The organism is Marisediminitalea alba (assembly GCF_002993365.1).
Classification (GTDB): domain Bacteria; phylum Pseudomonadota; class Gammaproteobacteria; order Enterobacterales; family Alteromonadaceae; genus Alteromonas; species Alteromonas alba.
Genome location: NZ_PVNP01000190.1, coordinates 1 through 15,487, shown reverse-complemented (window position 1 = coordinate 15,487; position 15,487 = coordinate 1). Strand labels below are relative to the sequence as shown.

Genomic DNA, 15,487 nt, shown 5'->3' with positions numbered 1-15,487 from the left:
GATTCATCTCACTCACTTGAATCTGGCCGGTACCAGATTGATTAAAAAGCTGTTTATCTGCTGTCTTAAGGTTGGCGAAAAGTACCAGAGCGCAAGCGCGAAGCCGCCAAAGATAAGTGTTTCCCTGGTCATGACCCACACGTTATGCAGTGACAGTAACTCTGTCATCGATGCGTGGTTAGGGCCGAGGAAAAGGGTTAAGGGAGCATGAATACGCTCCATGTTAAATGGCCACAGGATTACGATACCGAAACTGGGGTTGATGCCAGGGTTGGGGCCGGTAAACCAATCAACAAACACATGACTGAGCAGCGTGGCGGCTACCATGGTTGCCAAAACCCGCCCTTTTCGCTCTTCCACGCCGGTAAACCGCGCCACCAACCAGAATGTCAGGCCGCACAACAGCGCAAACATTATTGAGTGAGTTAACTGCCCATGCAGATAGTGGTGATGCTTACCCAGTAAGGGGCCGACCAGCAAATCCAGATCCGGCGCGTTGGCTAAAAACACGGCCGCAAAAACGGAGCCGATACTGAGCGGACTCACCAGTTTCGGACTTACCAGACGACCTACCAATAAACAATCAATGCCACATAATGCGTGACCAAGTGTACTCGCCATAACTTCTCTTCTAATCCTGTTGTAAGGTGCTACTAAAAGTGGCTATTTCGCCTTGCAGCGCGTTGTTAGCTAAATCTGCACTCCAGACCTCGAAATACCGTGCGCCGAGCTTTTCAGCTGCCTGCATTGCACTTAGCAGACTGCCGTTAAGCAACCGTTCGGGCTGTCTGGTCTGATTGCCTATCATCTGAATATTGCAAAACGAGAATTCACAGGCACTTTCTAAAAGCGGATACAGGGCCTGGTTCCAGCGTTGTGATTTACCACTCCACCACGCCGAAAACAGGCCAAATCGTTTGCCGTACCGAGCTTTTCCAAATTCATAAACCTGGCGTGCGGGCTCCACGGAATCCAGAACCGGATGAATCTCAATATCCAGCGGAGTACTGGGGAATGCATCAGCAAAATAAGTGATCACCTGCTGGATAGCCTTAATGTGTTTTTCCTGGGTATAGCCGGCATCATGCCATGGACCCGATTCCGGCGTTTCCGGGCGCCCCGCAATCCGCTCTTCAGGCAGTTGCATTTCAAAGCCATTCTTGGAGGAATGAGTGATATGCACCAGCGCAACCGTCGGATTACCAGCATAACGTTTACCTAACTCAGCGATCAGCTTGCGCCAGTAAGACAGATAGGTTGCGTCCCAGGGTAAAGGAATGGCTTCCTGGCGATTGCCGCGACCTGAATAACGGGTTTTAAATTCGTAGCTAAATGGCTGGGCCCCCTGTTCGTAAACCCAGGCAGGCGTTCGCGGCCCATTCAGCACGCTGAGCGTTACCTTCTTATTATGCTGACGGGCCTGAGCTATCAACGTATCGATGGCAGAGAAATCGTAACTAGCCGGCGCGGACTGGAGTTGATCCCAACCTACCCGAATCAGATTACCGGCAACGTGTGGCTGCCCCAGTACCCGATCACTCACTGTCGGTCCGGAGCTGACAAAAATGCCTGCAGGAGCCATGGCCGTTGACTCTGCCTTATTGTTAACCTCTGGACTCTTGGGTAAGGGCTGGCCAACGCCGCTTTCACTTCCAGATACTGGTTTTGTCGATTGTGGGTATTGCATGTTATTGCCGTGACAAGCAGTTACCAGCAGCACTAAAACGCTAAGGCACACCGGGATACGACGACAAAGGGTGAAAGGCCACAACCGCAATTTCATGATTGAGTATCCGCAATAGCTGCCGGCCACTCTGGCCGCGTGGGAAAATAATAATCCGGCTGCGAAGCTAACCGCTGATAGTCTTCCGGTATACCCATATCGATAAACGGCCCCGCCGCTGCAACCGTGGCAACACCCTGAGCCAATAGGCCAGGCATGATGGCTTGCTCAAAGGAAAAGCTCTCCGGGCCTTGAAAGCCCGCAAAAATATCGCCCGGCAGACAATACACGCCAGCGTTGATCAGACCGGCCCGGGCAACGGGCTGTTTTTCATGAAAAGCTTCAACACAGCCGTTCTCACGTAATGTGACCTCACCGTAGCGACTAATGTTATTTACCTTTGCTACCACCATGGCCATGTTGTGCTGTGAGGAGGCCTCCAGTAGTTTGGCAAGCGGAAAATCACAGTAACTGTCACCATTGAATATCAGGTAACGTTCGGCCGGGTGGCTGGTAAAACAAAACTTCAGAGCCCCACCGGTTCCAAGAGGTTCTGATTCGACAACCAGCTCAAGGCTTAAATCGGGCAGCAGTGACTTTTGTGTGGCAATAAACTGTTCGAAGTGGGCGGACTTATACCCTACGGATAAAATGAACTCCCGCAGCCCTTTGGCATACAGCGCGTTTAGCATGTAGGCCAGATAGGGTATATGGCGGATAGGCGCTAAGGGTTTAGGCACGTCGCTAACAACACTGCGTAACCTTGTGCCGAGTCCCCCGGCAAGAATGATCACTTTCATATCGCCCCCTGCCGGTTATTCAACATCAAAGTTAAGGTAATCACTGGTGACTCCCCGCGATACTATTTTGGCTGGGATCCCAACCACTGAGCAGTTATCAGGAATCGATGACATCACAACTGAATTGGCTGCGATCACCACATTGTTACCAATTTCAATGTCACCCAGAATCTTAGCGCCGGCCCCCACAAACACATTATTACCAAGTACCGGTTTTCCCCGTTTGTAATAATCGGCGCCAATGCAAACGTTTTGATTAACCGTAAGGTTGGTGCCAGCGCGGCGGGGATCGAGCTCGATGCCGGCAAAGTTATGCAACACCAGGCCCTTATCTATCTCTGACTGAGGGTTAATCCGGCAATCTGTAGCCAGTTTTACCGGTGTGGAAAGAAGCCGGAACAGAGCAAGTAAAAGAAAGCTCAGAACAGGAATATCCAGCTTGCTAATCTGCTGCTCACAGCGATAAACCATCACTGCCAGGGAGCCCCACTGTAGTGTCATCTTTATGTATTTATTAACGAAATTGTCGATGCGCGTGTAGTGGCGACGCTTACGCCGCAAGTCTATTCTTAACGCATCAAACCCCGACAGACTATTCTGCATCGATCACTCTCCGCCGCTCGATAAAGTCGATGCGCAGATGTTGCTTGCGTCGCTCCCCTTTACGGCGTTCCAGAATATCTTCCGGGACGGGCGTTTTTTGCTCCTGGCGTTTATCCCAGAACTTCGGTTGATAACTATCCCTGATGTACTGTTTAAGTAAGGGTTTGCGGGTTTCAAAATCGCGCTCTATCAGCATGTCATAAATAACCGCGATGCCCTTTGCCAGTACTTTCCACTCATAAAGCTCACCCAGAGTTTGCCGGGCCTGTTCTGCCACATATTGCGCTTTATCCTTCTCATCCAGCAGCATAGCAATGGATTTGGCAAACTCTTCAACGTTGTGATCTTCAGCAAGCACGGCAGTTTTCATGTGATGTAATCCCTTTGCCGCACCGGTAAACCCAGCGATAGGAATATTGCCGCACATGTAATTAAGAATTTTAACCGGATGGCCGGGGCAGTCAGTTCTGGGTAGCGTTGCCACGTCAGATAAAGCGAGATAATCGGGCAGTTTTTCTAGCTCAAGCCCTTTTACGATATCCACTACATCTGCAATATCCAATCTCTGTATTTGCGCCTCAATGGTATCTAGGTCTTTTTGATTGGCGATATTCGACGCCAGAATCACTTTAAGTTCCGGATACTGTGGCTTAAGCAGATGAGTGGCATCGAGCAGGTAATCGATGCGCTGAAACTTGTCGAGACTACCCGTGTAAATGACTATTTGTTGCCCCTCGCGATAGCCGTACTTTTCTCGCAGAGCCTGTTTATCCCGGGCAGAGAACATACTGGCATTCACACCGGCGGGTAACACCTGGATTTTATCGGCTCTGACGCCAATTTTAACCAGATAAGCTTTTAAAGAATCTGATACCGCGGTGACATAGTCGCCCATAAAAGGAATGGTTTTATCCAGTAAACCGGCCAGTTTAAGGGCAAACTTTTTAGACCAGATAAAGTCGTAGGTGACCAGTTCGTCGACCATATTATTCACCGCGTTATAGAGCATCGGCCGGCGAGTGACCAGCTTTGCCAGCCAGCCAATCAGTGCGCCCTCGTAGTTGTGCGCGTGAATCACATCAATTTTATATCGCCAAATCATCCAGATAAGGCGGAATACCATTAGCGGATCGTAGATAAATTTTTCCAGCGTGGGGCCAACCGTAACTTTATCCTTGTTGAGGAAGGGGAAGGACACGCGATGGATTTTGGGCCCGACAACCGGGATATTTTCTTTAATCGGATAGGTAAGAATATGTACCTCATGGCCCAGCTCTACCAGTGCTTCCGACATTTCTCTGATAGATGCCGGCGAACCATGGTTAGCGGGAAATGGGCATGCTGCTACCATCACAACTTTATGTTTACGGGATTCATCCATGACTGACTGCTACTTCCTTGTTAACCACAGGATGTGGCTCAACCACTGTGATCGCAGGCATTGCGTTCACACGTTCGTTGAAACCACCGTACATTTTTTCTAGTCCTGCCACGATGGCCGCAGGCTGATCGCGCCAGGAGGATTTGCGGGTTCGTACCTCGAAAGGCTTATCACAATCGAAAAATGCCAGTACCTCATCAATAGAGGTGGCTAGCTCCTCGTATTTGATAAGAATAATCGGGTGTCTGGTCAGCTCAGGGTTCAGCCAGTTATCCAACTGCCGCTCAAGACGAAACTCATCAACTCCACGCTCCAGATAGGCCTGGATAGACATATTTTTCAGATCAGCGGCGGGTGTATCACTGTTGGCATTCATCGCCTTGGCGTGCATAGACTGATAGCCACGACGAAAAACAGAGAGCACACTGTTATAGGGATTGCCAAACACGTAACCAAGCTTGATTTGAGTTTCGTCGTTGTAGACCGCCGGTGAATAAGCATGTTCACGCACGGTTTTATCGGCAATTGAGCCGATATGACGGGCCAACGCCGTTGAGCCCACGCCGCCCATTGAACAAAGGGCGACAGAGGGGCCGCGAAAGATCATTCTGCGTAATGCAGGTACGCGGTTTAGTAGCGATACCACGCCGTCGAGTTTTAACGATTCCATATTTGCGTATCCCTGCCTAGTAGTTGAGCTAATCGGGTTTGCTCCTCAGCATAGTAATCAACTAATTGCTGCCGACTTGCAGAGTCCATCTCTGGTAGCGGTTCTGATTTGGCGTTGATTTTTCTGACCAGCTGCGCCAGTCCAGACCGTTTGAGTCGCTCGGCAAACCCGGTGAGACCGCGCTTCACCATAAAGCGATAGGTTCTGACCAGCACATTCTCGAGTTTTAAGAAACGGTAATTAACCCCCTGATTGCGTTTTTCCTCAACGCCCTCGGGTAAAAAGCTGGTTTCTTTTACACCAATGAATTCAAAGATTTGTTTATAGCAGGCGGCCAAATCGTGTTGCATTTCCTCGAGCACGAGTACCAGAATATTTTCTTTGGGGAAGTGTTCGTAAAAAGGGGCGAGATAGTCGGTGTAATAGCCAAACTTCAACTTTTCCTGGTCGCGGATATATTCCGAAAAGGGGTAATCGCGACTGACGTCCCCCTTGCGAATAAAATGCTGATAATCTGAGTAAGTACGCTCAACCGGATCGCGCACCATGGCGATAATTTTGGCATCGGGGAAGTGCTTGTATATGCGCTCAGCCGCCTGAGGGTGGTACATATAGCTAATGGAAAACTCGCCTTTGATCTTACCCTCTGAGCCGGCGAATAAATCTTTGTACCAGTTAAAATCCTGCTGTTCGTAGAGATCCCCAAAATAGTGAATTTCTTTGGGGTTGCCATCAAACACTTCGGGGTGCTGGATAACATTTTCATACAACCAGGTAGAACCACATTTGCCAGATCCTACGCCAATAAAGTCTACTTTAAACTGTTCCTGAGACATCTAACTCTCCGACTCATCTGGTTTACGTTTTATCCGCGCGGGATTGCCCACCGCCATGGTGTTGTCCGGAATATCCGTTAGCACCAGGCTATTTGCTCTGATCAGCACGTTATCGCCGATCGTTACTTCACCTAGTATTTTGGCGCCGGGTTCGATGCATACATTATTGCCGATGACCGGCAGGTTTTTACTGCCTCGCACATTGCCGACGGTAACGCCCGAGCCCACTACGAAGTTTTCACCAATGGTTTCAGCCAGGATAAACAACCCTCCGGTACCATTGAGTACCAATCCGGGTTGGATTTTGCAGTGTGCCTGAACGCTGATCCCCGTTACGCCCTGAGTGATGAAAAACAGTGGGTAATAAAGTACTTTGCACACCACTTTCAGTGGTTTGATATCAATTTCGTTGGCATAACGTCCAAACCGGTACACACAGGTTGCTAACCATGTGCGACTTAACAGGTGGCCTGCGCCGTTGCCATTCAAACCACCATCGACAGCCCAGATACGCCGCTGCTCAGCATCAACTTTTAATTTTTTAAACATCCCTTTGAACCTTATTTGCGGGTCCGACCGAGTCCTGCGTTAATAGTTGTCGTCTTTACCAGCGAGCTTTTCTGACATCCAGTTAGTCTCACGGGAAATAATCCGTGCCGGGTTTCCCATTACGGTGCAATTGTCCGGCACATCGTTAATCACCACGGAATTTGCACCGATAACCACATTGTTACCAATCGTGACGCTGCCAAGTACCTTGGCGCCGGCAGCTATCAATACATTGTTGCCAATTTTCGGCGGCGCGGGTTGCCCGCGAAGATGACCGATAGTCACTCCCTGAAACACAATGACGTTTTCACCCATTTCCCCTTCGCTAATAAAGATCCCGGAGAAGTTGTGAATAGTGAAACCCTTGCCAATTTTGGCTTTGGACGGGATATAAATACCAAAGGCGGTAACAACCACCGCTTTTGCAAAGAAATAGGGAATTCGTACCAGAAGTCTTAATAAATTTGGACTTACCGTGCGGGTCCAGTTTCCATACCGGTATACAATCGAAGCAATTGTGCCGGGTTCCAGAAATATCCGTATATTCTTGGTAAACCAGCTTTTCTGGCTAAGGAACCAGTCTTGCTTAAACTTCAGGTCAGCCGTAATTAAATCAAACACTTTCGTTCACCAACCCTTCAATGTAACCAGCCAGTGAATTAAGTGTGTCGAATACCTCGGGATCCAGACCGTCTGAATCAATTTCAATATCATAAACCCACTCCAGTTCAACGATCAGCGAGATACGATTGATAGAATCAAGATTGAGCGATTCATCTGCATCAACCTGACTGAAATCCTTTTTCACAACTTTGGTAAGGGTTTCGCGTAACGACTCAATGATTTGCGCTTTACTGCTCATAATTCTTCCTGATTAAATGGCTTTTTTCTGAAATAAGCGGATAGGGAATCGCTCTGTAATTTGAATTGCCGGATTACCGCCAATATTAATGACATAGGTTCTGTAGATAGCCTCCACATACTCTGGCTCGCCATCCTCCTTGATGCTGGCATTAAAAACTTCGCGTCCGAAATCAACAATTTCGCGGTAGGTTTCAAGGCCAATCTCTCGTAACAGCTCGCCAATACCTATCTTTCCACCAAGCATTTGCTGCTTAACTTCTTCATCCAGCAATCCTGTTAGCAGATAAGACGTAGCGTAGGCATAGATATCTGAGGTTTTGGCGCCTTTTAAAATAACGTCCCGCTTCAGGGCATGATCACCTGTTTTGGCATTGATGAAGGGCAGATCCTGGGTAAGCCAGCATTGCTCCTGCATGCGCATCTCTACTTTGATGTTTTCCCAAAAGAAAGCTTCCAGACTTTTGGTTACCGTGCCATCCGTTACTAACAGGGTGCGCAGGAATGGAGGGAGAGCCTCCATGTCCATCGCCGTCTTTTCGCAATTGTGGACAATGCCCCCTTCTATGAAACCGCGACTTCTAAAGTGCTCTTTCAACATAATTGCTTTCCTTTATAAATACTTTCGTAAGATTTTTCCGAGCGGGCTTTTCGGAATTTCATTTCTGAACTCAATGATTTTTGGCCATTTATATTCTGCCAGGTGCGCTTTGCAATGCTCTATTACATCTCTTTCGGAAGCCGCCTCGAGCGGCACGATTACGGCTTTGACCTTTTCCCCGTAGTCACCGTCTTTCTTGCCCAGCACAACCACCTCGCTAACGCCCTCCATAGCGAGAATGGCAGACTCCACCTCAGCCGGATCTACTTTTAAGCCAGCAACGTTAATCATTTTCTTACGGCGGCCCGTTACGTATAAGTCGCCGTTTTCATCAAAGCGTCCAAGGTCACCGGTATAATAACGCCCTTCGCGGAAGGTTTTTGCTGATTGTTCAGGCATACCGACGTACAACTTTGCTGATGCAGCGCTAATCACCACTATTTCACCTTCTTCACCTTGTGGCAGCGTTTTATCCTGTTCATCAACAATCAGAATTTCGACATTGGCCATCGGTTTGCCAACACTATTAGTAGGCGCATTCAGTTTGTTTACTGCTGCCGCACCGGTTTCGGTTGAACCATAAAGCTGTCGGGGCGTTACGCCAAAGGTCGAAGAGAAGGAAGATATAACGTCGGCATCAAGTGGAGCACCAGCTGTGTAGACAATCTTAAGCCGGCTTAAATCCGGTTGCTGACGCAAACGCATGACAGATAACATTTTGACCATAAATGTGGCTGACGGGTAAATGGTAACCTGATGAGTATCGAGCGCTTTAATCACACTCCGGGGATTAAATTCACCAGGAGTAACTACTATTTTTGCGCCACTTAATATTCCCGCTAACAATACGTTACCAAAGCCATGGGTATGATGTAGCGGCACGGTACACAAAATGGTGTCGTTAGGCGTGATTTCGAAGGTTTCGACCTCGGATTTCCACTCAGCAAGTAAAGCCGAGTAAGTTCTCATTACCTGTTTTGACCCGCCCGTAGAGCCAGAAGAAAACATAATCAGGGCTGGTTGATCTGCCTCGCATACAGCTATTGGGGGAACAGATACAGACTCCGTAGGATTAGTATCAACGAAACTGGCAACTAAGCCCAAAGACTCGATTCGCGATTGCTGGTTTTCAGCATCGCCAACTACCACCTGAGCCGCTGACTTATCGATGTACTGAAAAAGCTCTGAATCTGTGTAGTTTACATTGAGCGGTACCAAGGTAGCACCAAGGCGGAACGTTGCCAGTGTTGCAACAAAGAACTCAGCGCTATTCGGGATGAGCGTTGCCACGGCGCTACCAACGGTTACGCCACTCGATGCCAGGGCAGCTGCTAGTTGTTCTGCACGAGCATTGAGCTGGAGATAAGACATAGTTATCTCACCAGCACAAATGGCAACATTGTCGCCGTGAGCGTCAACGATATTTAAAAACTGTTGATAAACCATAATTCAACAACCACCCAATCTAAGAAATCTTTGCGTAGAGCTTAAATAATTCGACAAATGCTCTGATAATTACCAGCGGATTTGCCCCGGTTTGCTCGCCAAGCTGTCTTGGATAATGCGACACCGGCACATTAGTCATACTGAAACCGCGCTTTCTTGCCAGGGCTAATAGTTCGGTATTGACCATCGCGCCACCGGCCTGAAGGTTAATTTCGTTAAAAATATCACGACGGAATAGCTTAAAGGCGCAATCGATATCTTTTACTTTTACACGAAATAACAGACGTACCAAACCACCCCATGCCCAGGCATTTAACTTTCTGTGCAAAGGATCAGCACGATGGGCCCGGTAACCTAGTACCATATCGAAGCTGTCTATGTGCTCCAGCAATAAGGTAATTTCTTCTAAATCAAACTGACCGTCTGAATCCGAGAAAAAGATAAAATCGTTTTCGGCAGCACTAAATCCACTACGTAGCGCCGCACCATAGCCTTTATTCACCTCATGGTGGACTGGCTTAATCCGCTCATCCTTTGCTGCCATATTATCGATGATCTCACCTGTCGCATCATGACCACCGTCGTCCACAGGTATTACCGTTACTTCATGGAAATACTTACTGAATGCCTTAATCGCATTGTTTATCGAATTGGCGATATTCTCTTCTTCGTTATAAGCAGGGAAGATAATTGAGACACTGCTTAACTTTTCCGACAACTCAAAAGCCTTACTAACGGCGACGCTTTCGCTCGTGCTGTTGTCCAGATCCAAAGGGACTGTGGTAGCTTCACTGTTCATAATGGTATCCTTACCCTACACAGCTACGTTTAAACGCTCACGAATGAGCTGTTCTTTTCTTATATTCCGCCAGGATTCAACACCATCCAGTTCAAATTTAAAGCTCTCTACCCTTGCGCCCATGCGTTCGAGAGTTTCTACAACCTGGCGCTTCTTATTGTTTTCACAATAAAACATCATGAATCCACCGCCACCGGCACCACTAACCTTACCGCCTATTGCACCTGCACGTCTGGCGGCCTCGTAAAGTTCGTCAAGATGTTCATTAGTGATGGAGTCAGCCATGCGCTTCTTCTGCTCCCAGGCTTCATGAAGCAACTCACCAAACTCGTTGGTGCGGCCCTTAAGTAAAAGCCTTTTCATATCGTTGGCGTGTTGCTTAATTTGATGCATTGCCGCGATATTGTCAGTCTTCTTAGACTTAACATTACTGATTTGATCTTCGATGATGTTTGATGAGAGACGAGATTTTTGGGTGTACACCAGAATCATGTTGTACTCCAGTTCCCGTACTACCCAAGGGTCCATTTTTAAACGGTTTACCAGTACGCTATCGCCGTCGAACTCCATGAAATTGAAGCCACCAAATGCTGCTGCATACTGGTCTTGCATGCCACCTAATTGCTGTAATTCCTGGCGCTCTATATCGTGAGCGAGCCGGGCAATGTCATAGGGACTCATGACCAGGTTTTCCAGCTCTTTAAACGCGCTAATGATAGATACCATCATCGCTGAAGACGAACCTAAGCCCGACCCCGGAGGAGCATCATTGTGGGTAATAACTTCCATGCCTAACGGCTTACTTACCAGATGCTTATAAACTGATTTAACGAAGCAATCGTTATTGTTATCAGTTTTAAGTGTGGAGCTGCAAAACTCGGTTGTAGTATCGAAGTCATAAGAATTAACAGTGATCGATTCACTGCTATTTAATGCAATGCTCGTATAAGCATACTTATTAATGGTGGCATTAAGTACAAATCCGCCATACATCGACGCGAAAGGGTTAACGTCTGTACCACCGCCTGCAAAACTGATACGCAGGGGAGCCCTTGCTCTAAAAATTTCCATCTTCCGTCTCCAGTGTGCTTCATTGCATCCCGACGCAAAAACTCACTCAGAAATTATTGGAAAAATGATCTGATTGATGAGTTGCAGCGTTTTAAGCAAGAGAGTGGACTTACGTCACTACTACAAAATGACTACTGTAGACGTTTGTTACTCTGAATAGGCTTCTTATTATGTTTATTAAGTTTTAAAATCAGATAGCCTTTATCTGATTAAGGCAAATTGCATACCAGTACAATAAATTTGATGTTTTACCGTAAATACAGCGCTTTAGTCGCAAACTGTAAAAAATCTGAACGGTTCAAATTTATAAATTGCACCATTTATGACCAATAGAGTTCAGTCTAGGGCATTTATTGTTCAGACTCACTCAAGCATTGTCATGATTCTGAAACCGAAAAAATAGCACTTAAGTGCTAGTCTTATTCACGTCTTAAATTCCGTTTTAGATAACTATACGTAGTTTATTGGTTTTATTTTGCTGCGAGCGGTGATCTTATTAGCTCTACGAGTGGTCGATGGGGGTCCCGGTCTTCGCTGAGCGAAACCGTGATGACGGTTCTTTCTTTTATCGGCGCTCTGTACAGTGCGCGTTTTATACCAATCAGCCTTGAAGTGTGATCTAATAAACCACCTTGTTTGGCATAATGTTTTACTCCATGACTCTACTGTCTTCAGACGCTCTGCTCGGGTTATCAAAGAAAGAAAAGAACCCAAATAAACGCGTTCGATTGTTGGCTGTATCGCTATATTTTGACTGTCATAATCGAGCTCAGGTTGCACGACAACTTAAAGTCGCTCGTCGCAGTGTAAATAGTTGGGTGGGTGAGTATTTAGTTCACGGTTTAGCTGGTTTAGAGGATAAACCCCGCTATGGAAAACGCTCAGCTCTATCTGACAAACAAAAGCAGCAGCTGTCTCGATTTATCGATAACAGGTCACAAACAGATAAAGGTGGTCGCCTAACTGGAATGGATATTAGGGAGTATATCCGGGTTGAATTCGGCGTAGATTATCATCTGAGTCATATCTATAAGGTACTTGCTAAGCTTGGATATAGCTGGATAACCAGTCGTTCCAAACATCCTAAACAACAATCAGGCGTCCAGGACGCATATAAAAAAGTTCCCTCTGGAAACGATCCTTAACACCCCAGTCTATGTTCAGCACGATCACATAGATATTTGGTTCCAGGACGAAGCCCGGTTTGGTCAACAGAATACGACAACTCGCTTGTGGGCCAAAACCGGCACAAGACCAAGAGCAGTGCGCCAACAGCAATTTGAATATGCACATTTGTTTGGCGCGGTGTGTCCTGAAACCGGTGAAACCGAAGCATTACTCGCACCTTATGTTAGCAAAGACATAATGCGAAAACACCTGATACAAATATCACAAAGAACGAAACCAGGACGACATGCAATTGTAGTAATGGACGGTGCTGGGTGGCATACCAATGATATTGCAGAGGGTATCCCAAATATGACAATAATGAAGATCCCACCGTACTCACCAGAACTGAATCCGATAGAACAAGTATGGAGCTGGTTAAGACAGCACCATTTGGCAAATCGCTGTTTCAAAGGATATGACGATATTGTTGAAGCATGTAGCCATGCTTGGAACGACTTTATTAGCAATACAAAACGGGTGATAAAAATGTGCTCAAGAGACTGGGCTGTAGTGGGCAAACTTTAATGCGGATTAGTATTAACTCTACGGTTGCACGATGGGGGTCCCGGTCTTCGCCGAGCGAAACCGATGTATGGACTCCTCCCCCCCGAGGGAGGTAGATTATTTCTTGCACAAATAAACAGGAGTCCATACATGTATCAAGATAACGTAATTGCCCTGGATTTAGCAAAGAATGTTATTCAGGTTTGTATTTTAGATAAGCAAAACGAGATTAAGACCAATCGAGAGTTACGCCGTCAGCAGGTGCTTAGCTGGTTAGCCAAGCAAGCCCCTTCTGTTGTTGCCATGGAGGCCTGTGGCAGTGCCCATTACTGGGCGAAGCAGGCGCGGGCACTGGGCCATCAGCCTGTGTTGTTATCAGCCCGCTTCGTGAAAAAGTTTGTTGAGGGTCATAAAACCGATAAAAATGATGCGGTAGCGATTGGTATTGCCGTGCGACAACCTAACGTAAAACCGGTGGCCATAAAAAGTAATGACCAGTTAGCCCTGCAAGCACTCGAGAAGATGCGTCAGCACTACCAGGATATAGCGCTTGCCACCAGTAACATGGTTCGTGCTATCGTGTTTGAGTTCGGCCTTGTGATACCACAAGGAGAGAAAGCCTTCCGGGAGCGTCTCCCCGACATCCTGGAAGATGCTGAGAATGGTTTGCCGATGATGCTTAGGGCGCCACTTCATCAACAATATCAGTTCTGGATAAGTTTAAAGCAACAAGTCAGGGAGGCTGAAAAGCAGCTCCGCGCTCAACTAAAAACACATGAGCAATGTAATGAATTACAGAAGCTCGATGGCGTAGGGCCGGTCAATGCCCTGAACCTCTATCTCGCACTCGGAACCCGTGGTGAAGCCTTTAAGAATGGCCGGGAGGCAGCAGCCTGTATTGGCCTGACACCCAAACAGCACAGCAGCGGGGGGAAAGTCGTGATGCTGGGTATCAGTCAGCGCATTGCCAAAAAGCAACTCAGGGCCAACCTTATTCAGGGCGCCCTGGCGAAAATAAAAATCGTCGCCAAACGAGCGCCACGAAATACCCGCGAAGTCTGGATGAAGCAATTAATTGAACGACGAGGATTACGGCGAGCCGCCGTGGCATTAGCCAATAAAACCGTCAGGATGGCCTGGGCCATGGTGCACTACCAACAGCCCTATCAAGCCCCTGAGTCTGTAGCAATTTAACCAGGTTCTGCAATACCAGTAATGCGACGTTAATCAGGTCAGACCGTCCCCCAAGCGCCTGTTCATCCCGGCGGTTGGAAAAACCTTGAAGCCGTAAAAGGCATGGGGGAGCGAGCACATCAATGGACAAGGCTAGCTACCTGATAAGAGTCCGAATATACGCACGCATCTCATACCATTCCATCTAGATTTGTGATCTAATTGCCACATTACATTCCTGAGTCCATTTAGTTTGAAATATACATCAGAGCAATTGCTCGCCCTTTCAAAATCTGAAAAAGATAGTCGGAAGCGTATACGCTTCTTAGCCCTTTCTCATTTTCTTGACGGCAAGAGCCGCACTTATATCGCTGAAATACTCAAAGTCAGTAGGACAAGTGTGAATCTGTGGGTATCCAATTACCTTACCAATGGCCTTGAAGGTCTGGAATCCAAAAAGGCAAAAGGTCGAACTTGCTACCTCACAGAACGGCAAAAGCAAACGCTCTGTTCATACATCGAAGAGCATAGCCAGGATAAACATGAAGGAGGTAGGCTTACCGGGGAAAGTATTTTAGCCTATATTGAGCAAACATTTGGCGTTACCTACCATCATAATGCAATCTATAAGCTGTTAAAATCGTTGGGGTTTAGTTGGATAACGAGTCGTTCTCGACATCCTAAACAACAAACAGGCGTCCAGGATGCATATAAAAAACTTCCTACTGGAAACGATCCTTAACACTCCGGGGCATCTCGCCTTGGATCGCATAGATGTTTGGTTCCAGGACGAAGCTCGTTTTGGCCAGCAAAACACGACAACGCGCATTTGGGCCCCAACGGGAAGTCGCCCACGAGTTGTGAAGCAACAGCAATTTGAATATGCACATTTGTTTGGCGCGGTATGTCCAGCTACTGGCGACACCGAAGCGTTCATTTCGCCCTATGTGAGCAAAGACATCATGCGTCAACACCTGATGCAAATCTCACAGAAAACAAAACCGGGGCGCCATGCCGTGGTGGTGATGGATGGTGCTGGTTGGCATACCGATGATATAGCCGATGACTTTGAAAACCTGACAATTATGAAACTGCCACCCTATTCTCCTGAACTGAATCCCATAGAGCAGGTGTGGAGTTGGATACGGCAACATCATTTAGCGAACAGATGCTTCCAGGGATACGAAGATATCGTTGATGCATGTACCACAGCTTGGAACGATTTCGTCGATGACACTAAGCGAATCATGAATATGTGTTCGAGAGACTGGGCATTACTGACCAAATATTAAGATGGAAT

17 protein-coding genes are annotated in these 15,487 nt (G+C 47.3%); 3 read left to right on the top strand and 14 right to left on the bottom strand.

What is annotated here, in order from left to right:
- Window positions 1-12: 12 nt before the first annotated feature.
- Genes C6Y40_RS17505 through C6Y40_RS17440 form a run of 14 tightly spaced genes read right to left on the bottom strand, consistent with a single transcriptional unit; the run spans window position 13 to window position 11,340 of the window.
- A complete protein-coding gene (locus tag C6Y40_RS17505) occupies window positions 13-621 on the bottom strand; it encodes a metal-dependent hydrolase (RefSeq protein ID WP_105935696.1) in 609 nt (202 codons plus the stop codon).
- Between the two features lie 10 nt (window positions 622-631).
- Entirely contained in the window at window positions 632-1,783 is a 1,152-nt protein-coding gene (locus C6Y40_RS17500; protein WP_105935695.1) for a beta-galactosidase, read from the bottom strand.
- The gene (locus C6Y40_RS17495; protein ID WP_105935694.1) at window positions 1,780-2,523 is read right to left on the bottom strand and encodes a nucleotidyltransferase family protein; all 744 of its coding nucleotides are present in this window, start codon (window positions 2,521-2,523) and stop codon (window positions 1,780-1,782) included. Before C6Y40_RS17495 ends, C6Y40_RS17500 begins: the two co-directional genes overlap by 4 nt.
- Window positions 2,524-2,538: 15 nt before the next feature.
- Complete coding sequence (locus C6Y40_RS17490; protein WP_170308524.1) at window positions 2,539-3,126, bottom strand: serine O-acetyltransferase; 588 nt, start codon at window positions 3,124-3,126, stop codon at window positions 2,539-2,541.
- Window positions 3,116-4,507 (bottom strand): glycosyltransferase family 4 protein, encoded by a 1,392-nt coding sequence (locus tag C6Y40_RS17485; protein WP_205664795.1) that lies wholly within the window; start codon window positions 4,505-4,507, stop codon window positions 3,116-3,118. Before C6Y40_RS17485 ends, C6Y40_RS17490 begins: the two co-directional genes overlap by 11 nt.
- On the bottom strand, window positions 4,500-5,177 hold the full coding sequence (locus C6Y40_RS17480) for a hypothetical protein (RefSeq protein ID WP_105935693.1): 678 nt from the start codon (window positions 5,175-5,177) through the stop codon (window positions 4,500-4,502). Before C6Y40_RS17480 ends, C6Y40_RS17485 begins: the two co-directional genes overlap by 8 nt.
- Window positions 5,165-6,013 carry a sulfotransferase domain-containing protein gene (locus C6Y40_RS17475; protein WP_105935692.1) on the bottom strand — a complete coding sequence of 283 codons (849 nt, stop codon included), beginning with the start codon at window positions 6,011-6,013 and terminating at the stop codon, window positions 5,165-5,167. The genes C6Y40_RS17480 and C6Y40_RS17475 overlap by 13 nt, the downstream gene beginning before the upstream one ends.
- The gene (locus tag C6Y40_RS17470) at window positions 6,014-6,562 is read right to left on the bottom strand and encodes an LbetaH domain-containing protein (protein ID WP_105935691.1); all 549 of its coding nucleotides are present in this window, start codon (window positions 6,560-6,562) and stop codon (window positions 6,014-6,016) included.
- Between the two features lie 39 nt (window positions 6,563-6,601).
- Entirely contained in the window at window positions 6,602-7,183 is a 582-nt protein-coding gene (locus tag C6Y40_RS17465) for a serine O-acetyltransferase (protein WP_105935690.1), read from the bottom strand.
- Entirely contained in the window at window positions 7,176-7,424 is a 249-nt protein-coding gene (locus C6Y40_RS17460; protein ID WP_105935689.1) for an acyl carrier protein, read from the bottom strand. The genes C6Y40_RS17465 and C6Y40_RS17460 overlap by 8 nt, the downstream gene beginning before the upstream one ends.
- A gap of 12 nt (window positions 7,425-7,436) precedes the next feature.
- A complete protein-coding gene (locus C6Y40_RS17455) occupies window positions 7,437-8,024 on the bottom strand; it encodes a chorismate--pyruvate lyase family protein (RefSeq protein ID WP_105935688.1) in 588 nt (195 codons plus the stop codon).
- Between the two features lie 12 nt (window positions 8,025-8,036).
- Entirely contained in the window at window positions 8,037-9,470 is a 1,434-nt protein-coding gene (locus tag C6Y40_RS17450) for a class I adenylate-forming enzyme family protein (RefSeq protein ID WP_105935687.1), read from the bottom strand.
- A gap of 19 nt (window positions 9,471-9,489) precedes the next feature.
- Complete coding sequence (locus tag C6Y40_RS17445) at window positions 9,490-10,269, bottom strand: glycosyltransferase family 2 protein (RefSeq protein ID WP_105935686.1); 780 nt, start codon at window positions 10,267-10,269, stop codon at window positions 9,490-9,492.
- A gap of 15 nt (window positions 10,270-10,284) precedes the next feature.
- The gene (locus C6Y40_RS17440; protein ID WP_105935685.1) at window positions 10,285-11,340 is read right to left on the bottom strand and encodes a GHMP family kinase ATP-binding protein; all 1,056 of its coding nucleotides are present in this window, start codon (window positions 11,338-11,340) and stop codon (window positions 10,285-10,287) included.
- Between the two features lie 665 nt (window positions 11,341-12,005).
- On the opposite strand from C6Y40_RS17440, the gene C6Y40_RS17435 reads away from it, so the two are divergent.
- From C6Y40_RS17435 to C6Y40_RS17425, 3 genes are all read left to right on the top strand, one after another.
- Window positions 12,006-13,035 (top strand): IS630 family transposase gene (locus C6Y40_RS17435; RefSeq protein WP_420836944.1). Its coding sequence is split into 2 segments (ribosomal slippage): window positions 12,006-12,455 and window positions 12,457-13,035, totalling 1,029 coding nucleotides; the frame shifts between segments, so codons are not numbered across the junction.
- 129 nt (window positions 13,036-13,164) lie between these two features.
- Window positions 13,165-14,208 carry an IS110 family RNA-guided transposase gene (locus tag C6Y40_RS17430; protein ID WP_105935684.1) on the top strand — a complete coding sequence of 348 codons (1,044 nt, stop codon included), beginning with the start codon at window positions 13,165-13,167 and terminating at the stop codon, window positions 14,206-14,208.
- Between the two features lie 253 nt (window positions 14,209-14,461).
- Window positions 14,462-15,479, top strand: a protein-coding gene (locus C6Y40_RS17425; protein WP_105932858.1) for an IS630 family transposase whose coding sequence is annotated in 2 segments (ribosomal slippage) — window positions 14,462-14,905 and window positions 14,907-15,479 — 1,017 coding nt in all. Because the reading frame shifts where the segments join, the coding sequence is not laid out codon by codon here.
- The last annotated feature ends 8 nt before the right edge of the window (window positions 15,480-15,487 follow it).

Coding starts and splice junctions, on each gene's coding strand:
- C6Y40_RS17505 (WP_105935696.1), bottom strand. CDS start 621: ATGGCGAGTACACTTGGTCACGCATTATGTGGCATTGATTGTTTATTG.
- C6Y40_RS17500 (WP_105935695.1), bottom strand. CDS start 1,783: ATGAAATTGCGGTTGTGGCCTTTCACCCTTTGTCGTCGTATCCCGGTG.
- C6Y40_RS17495 (WP_105935694.1), bottom strand. CDS start 2,523: ATGAAAGTGATCATTCTTGCCGGGGGACTCGGCACAAGGTTACGCAGT.
- C6Y40_RS17490 (WP_170308524.1), bottom strand. CDS start 3,126: ATGCAGAATAGTCTGTCGGGGTTTGATGCGTTAAGAATAGACTTGCGG.
- C6Y40_RS17485 (WP_205664795.1), bottom strand. CDS start 4,507: ATGGATGAATCCCGTAAACATAAAGTTGTGATGGTAGCAGCATGCCCA.
- C6Y40_RS17480 (WP_105935693.1), bottom strand. CDS start 5,177: ATGGAATCGTTAAAACTCGACGGCGTGGTATCGCTACTAAACCGCGTA.
- C6Y40_RS17475 (WP_105935692.1), bottom strand. CDS start 6,013: ATGTCTCAGGAACAGTTTAAAGTAGACTTTATTGGCGTAGGATCTGGC.
- C6Y40_RS17470 (WP_105935691.1), bottom strand. CDS start 6,562: ATGTTTAAAAAATTAAAAGTTGATGCTGAGCAGCGGCGTATCTGGGCT.
- C6Y40_RS17460 (WP_105935689.1), bottom strand. CDS start 7,424: ATGAGCAGTAAAGCGCAAATCATTGAGTCGTTACGCGAAACCCTTACC.
- C6Y40_RS17455 (WP_105935688.1), bottom strand. CDS start 8,024: ATGTTGAAAGAGCACTTTAGAAGTCGCGGTTTCATAGAAGGGGGCATT.
- C6Y40_RS17450 (WP_105935687.1), bottom strand. CDS start 9,470: ATGGTTTATCAACAGTTTTTAAATATCGTTGACGCTCACGGCGACAAT.
- C6Y40_RS17445 (WP_105935686.1), bottom strand. CDS start 10,269: ATGAACAGTGAAGCTACCACAGTCCCTTTGGATCTGGACAACAGCACG.
- C6Y40_RS17440 (WP_105935685.1), bottom strand. CDS start 11,340: ATGGAAATTTTTAGAGCAAGGGCTCCCCTGCGTATCAGTTTTGCAGGC.
- C6Y40_RS17430 (WP_105935684.1), top strand. CDS start 13,165: ATGTATCAAGATAACGTAATTGCCCTGGATTTAGCAAAGAATGTTATT.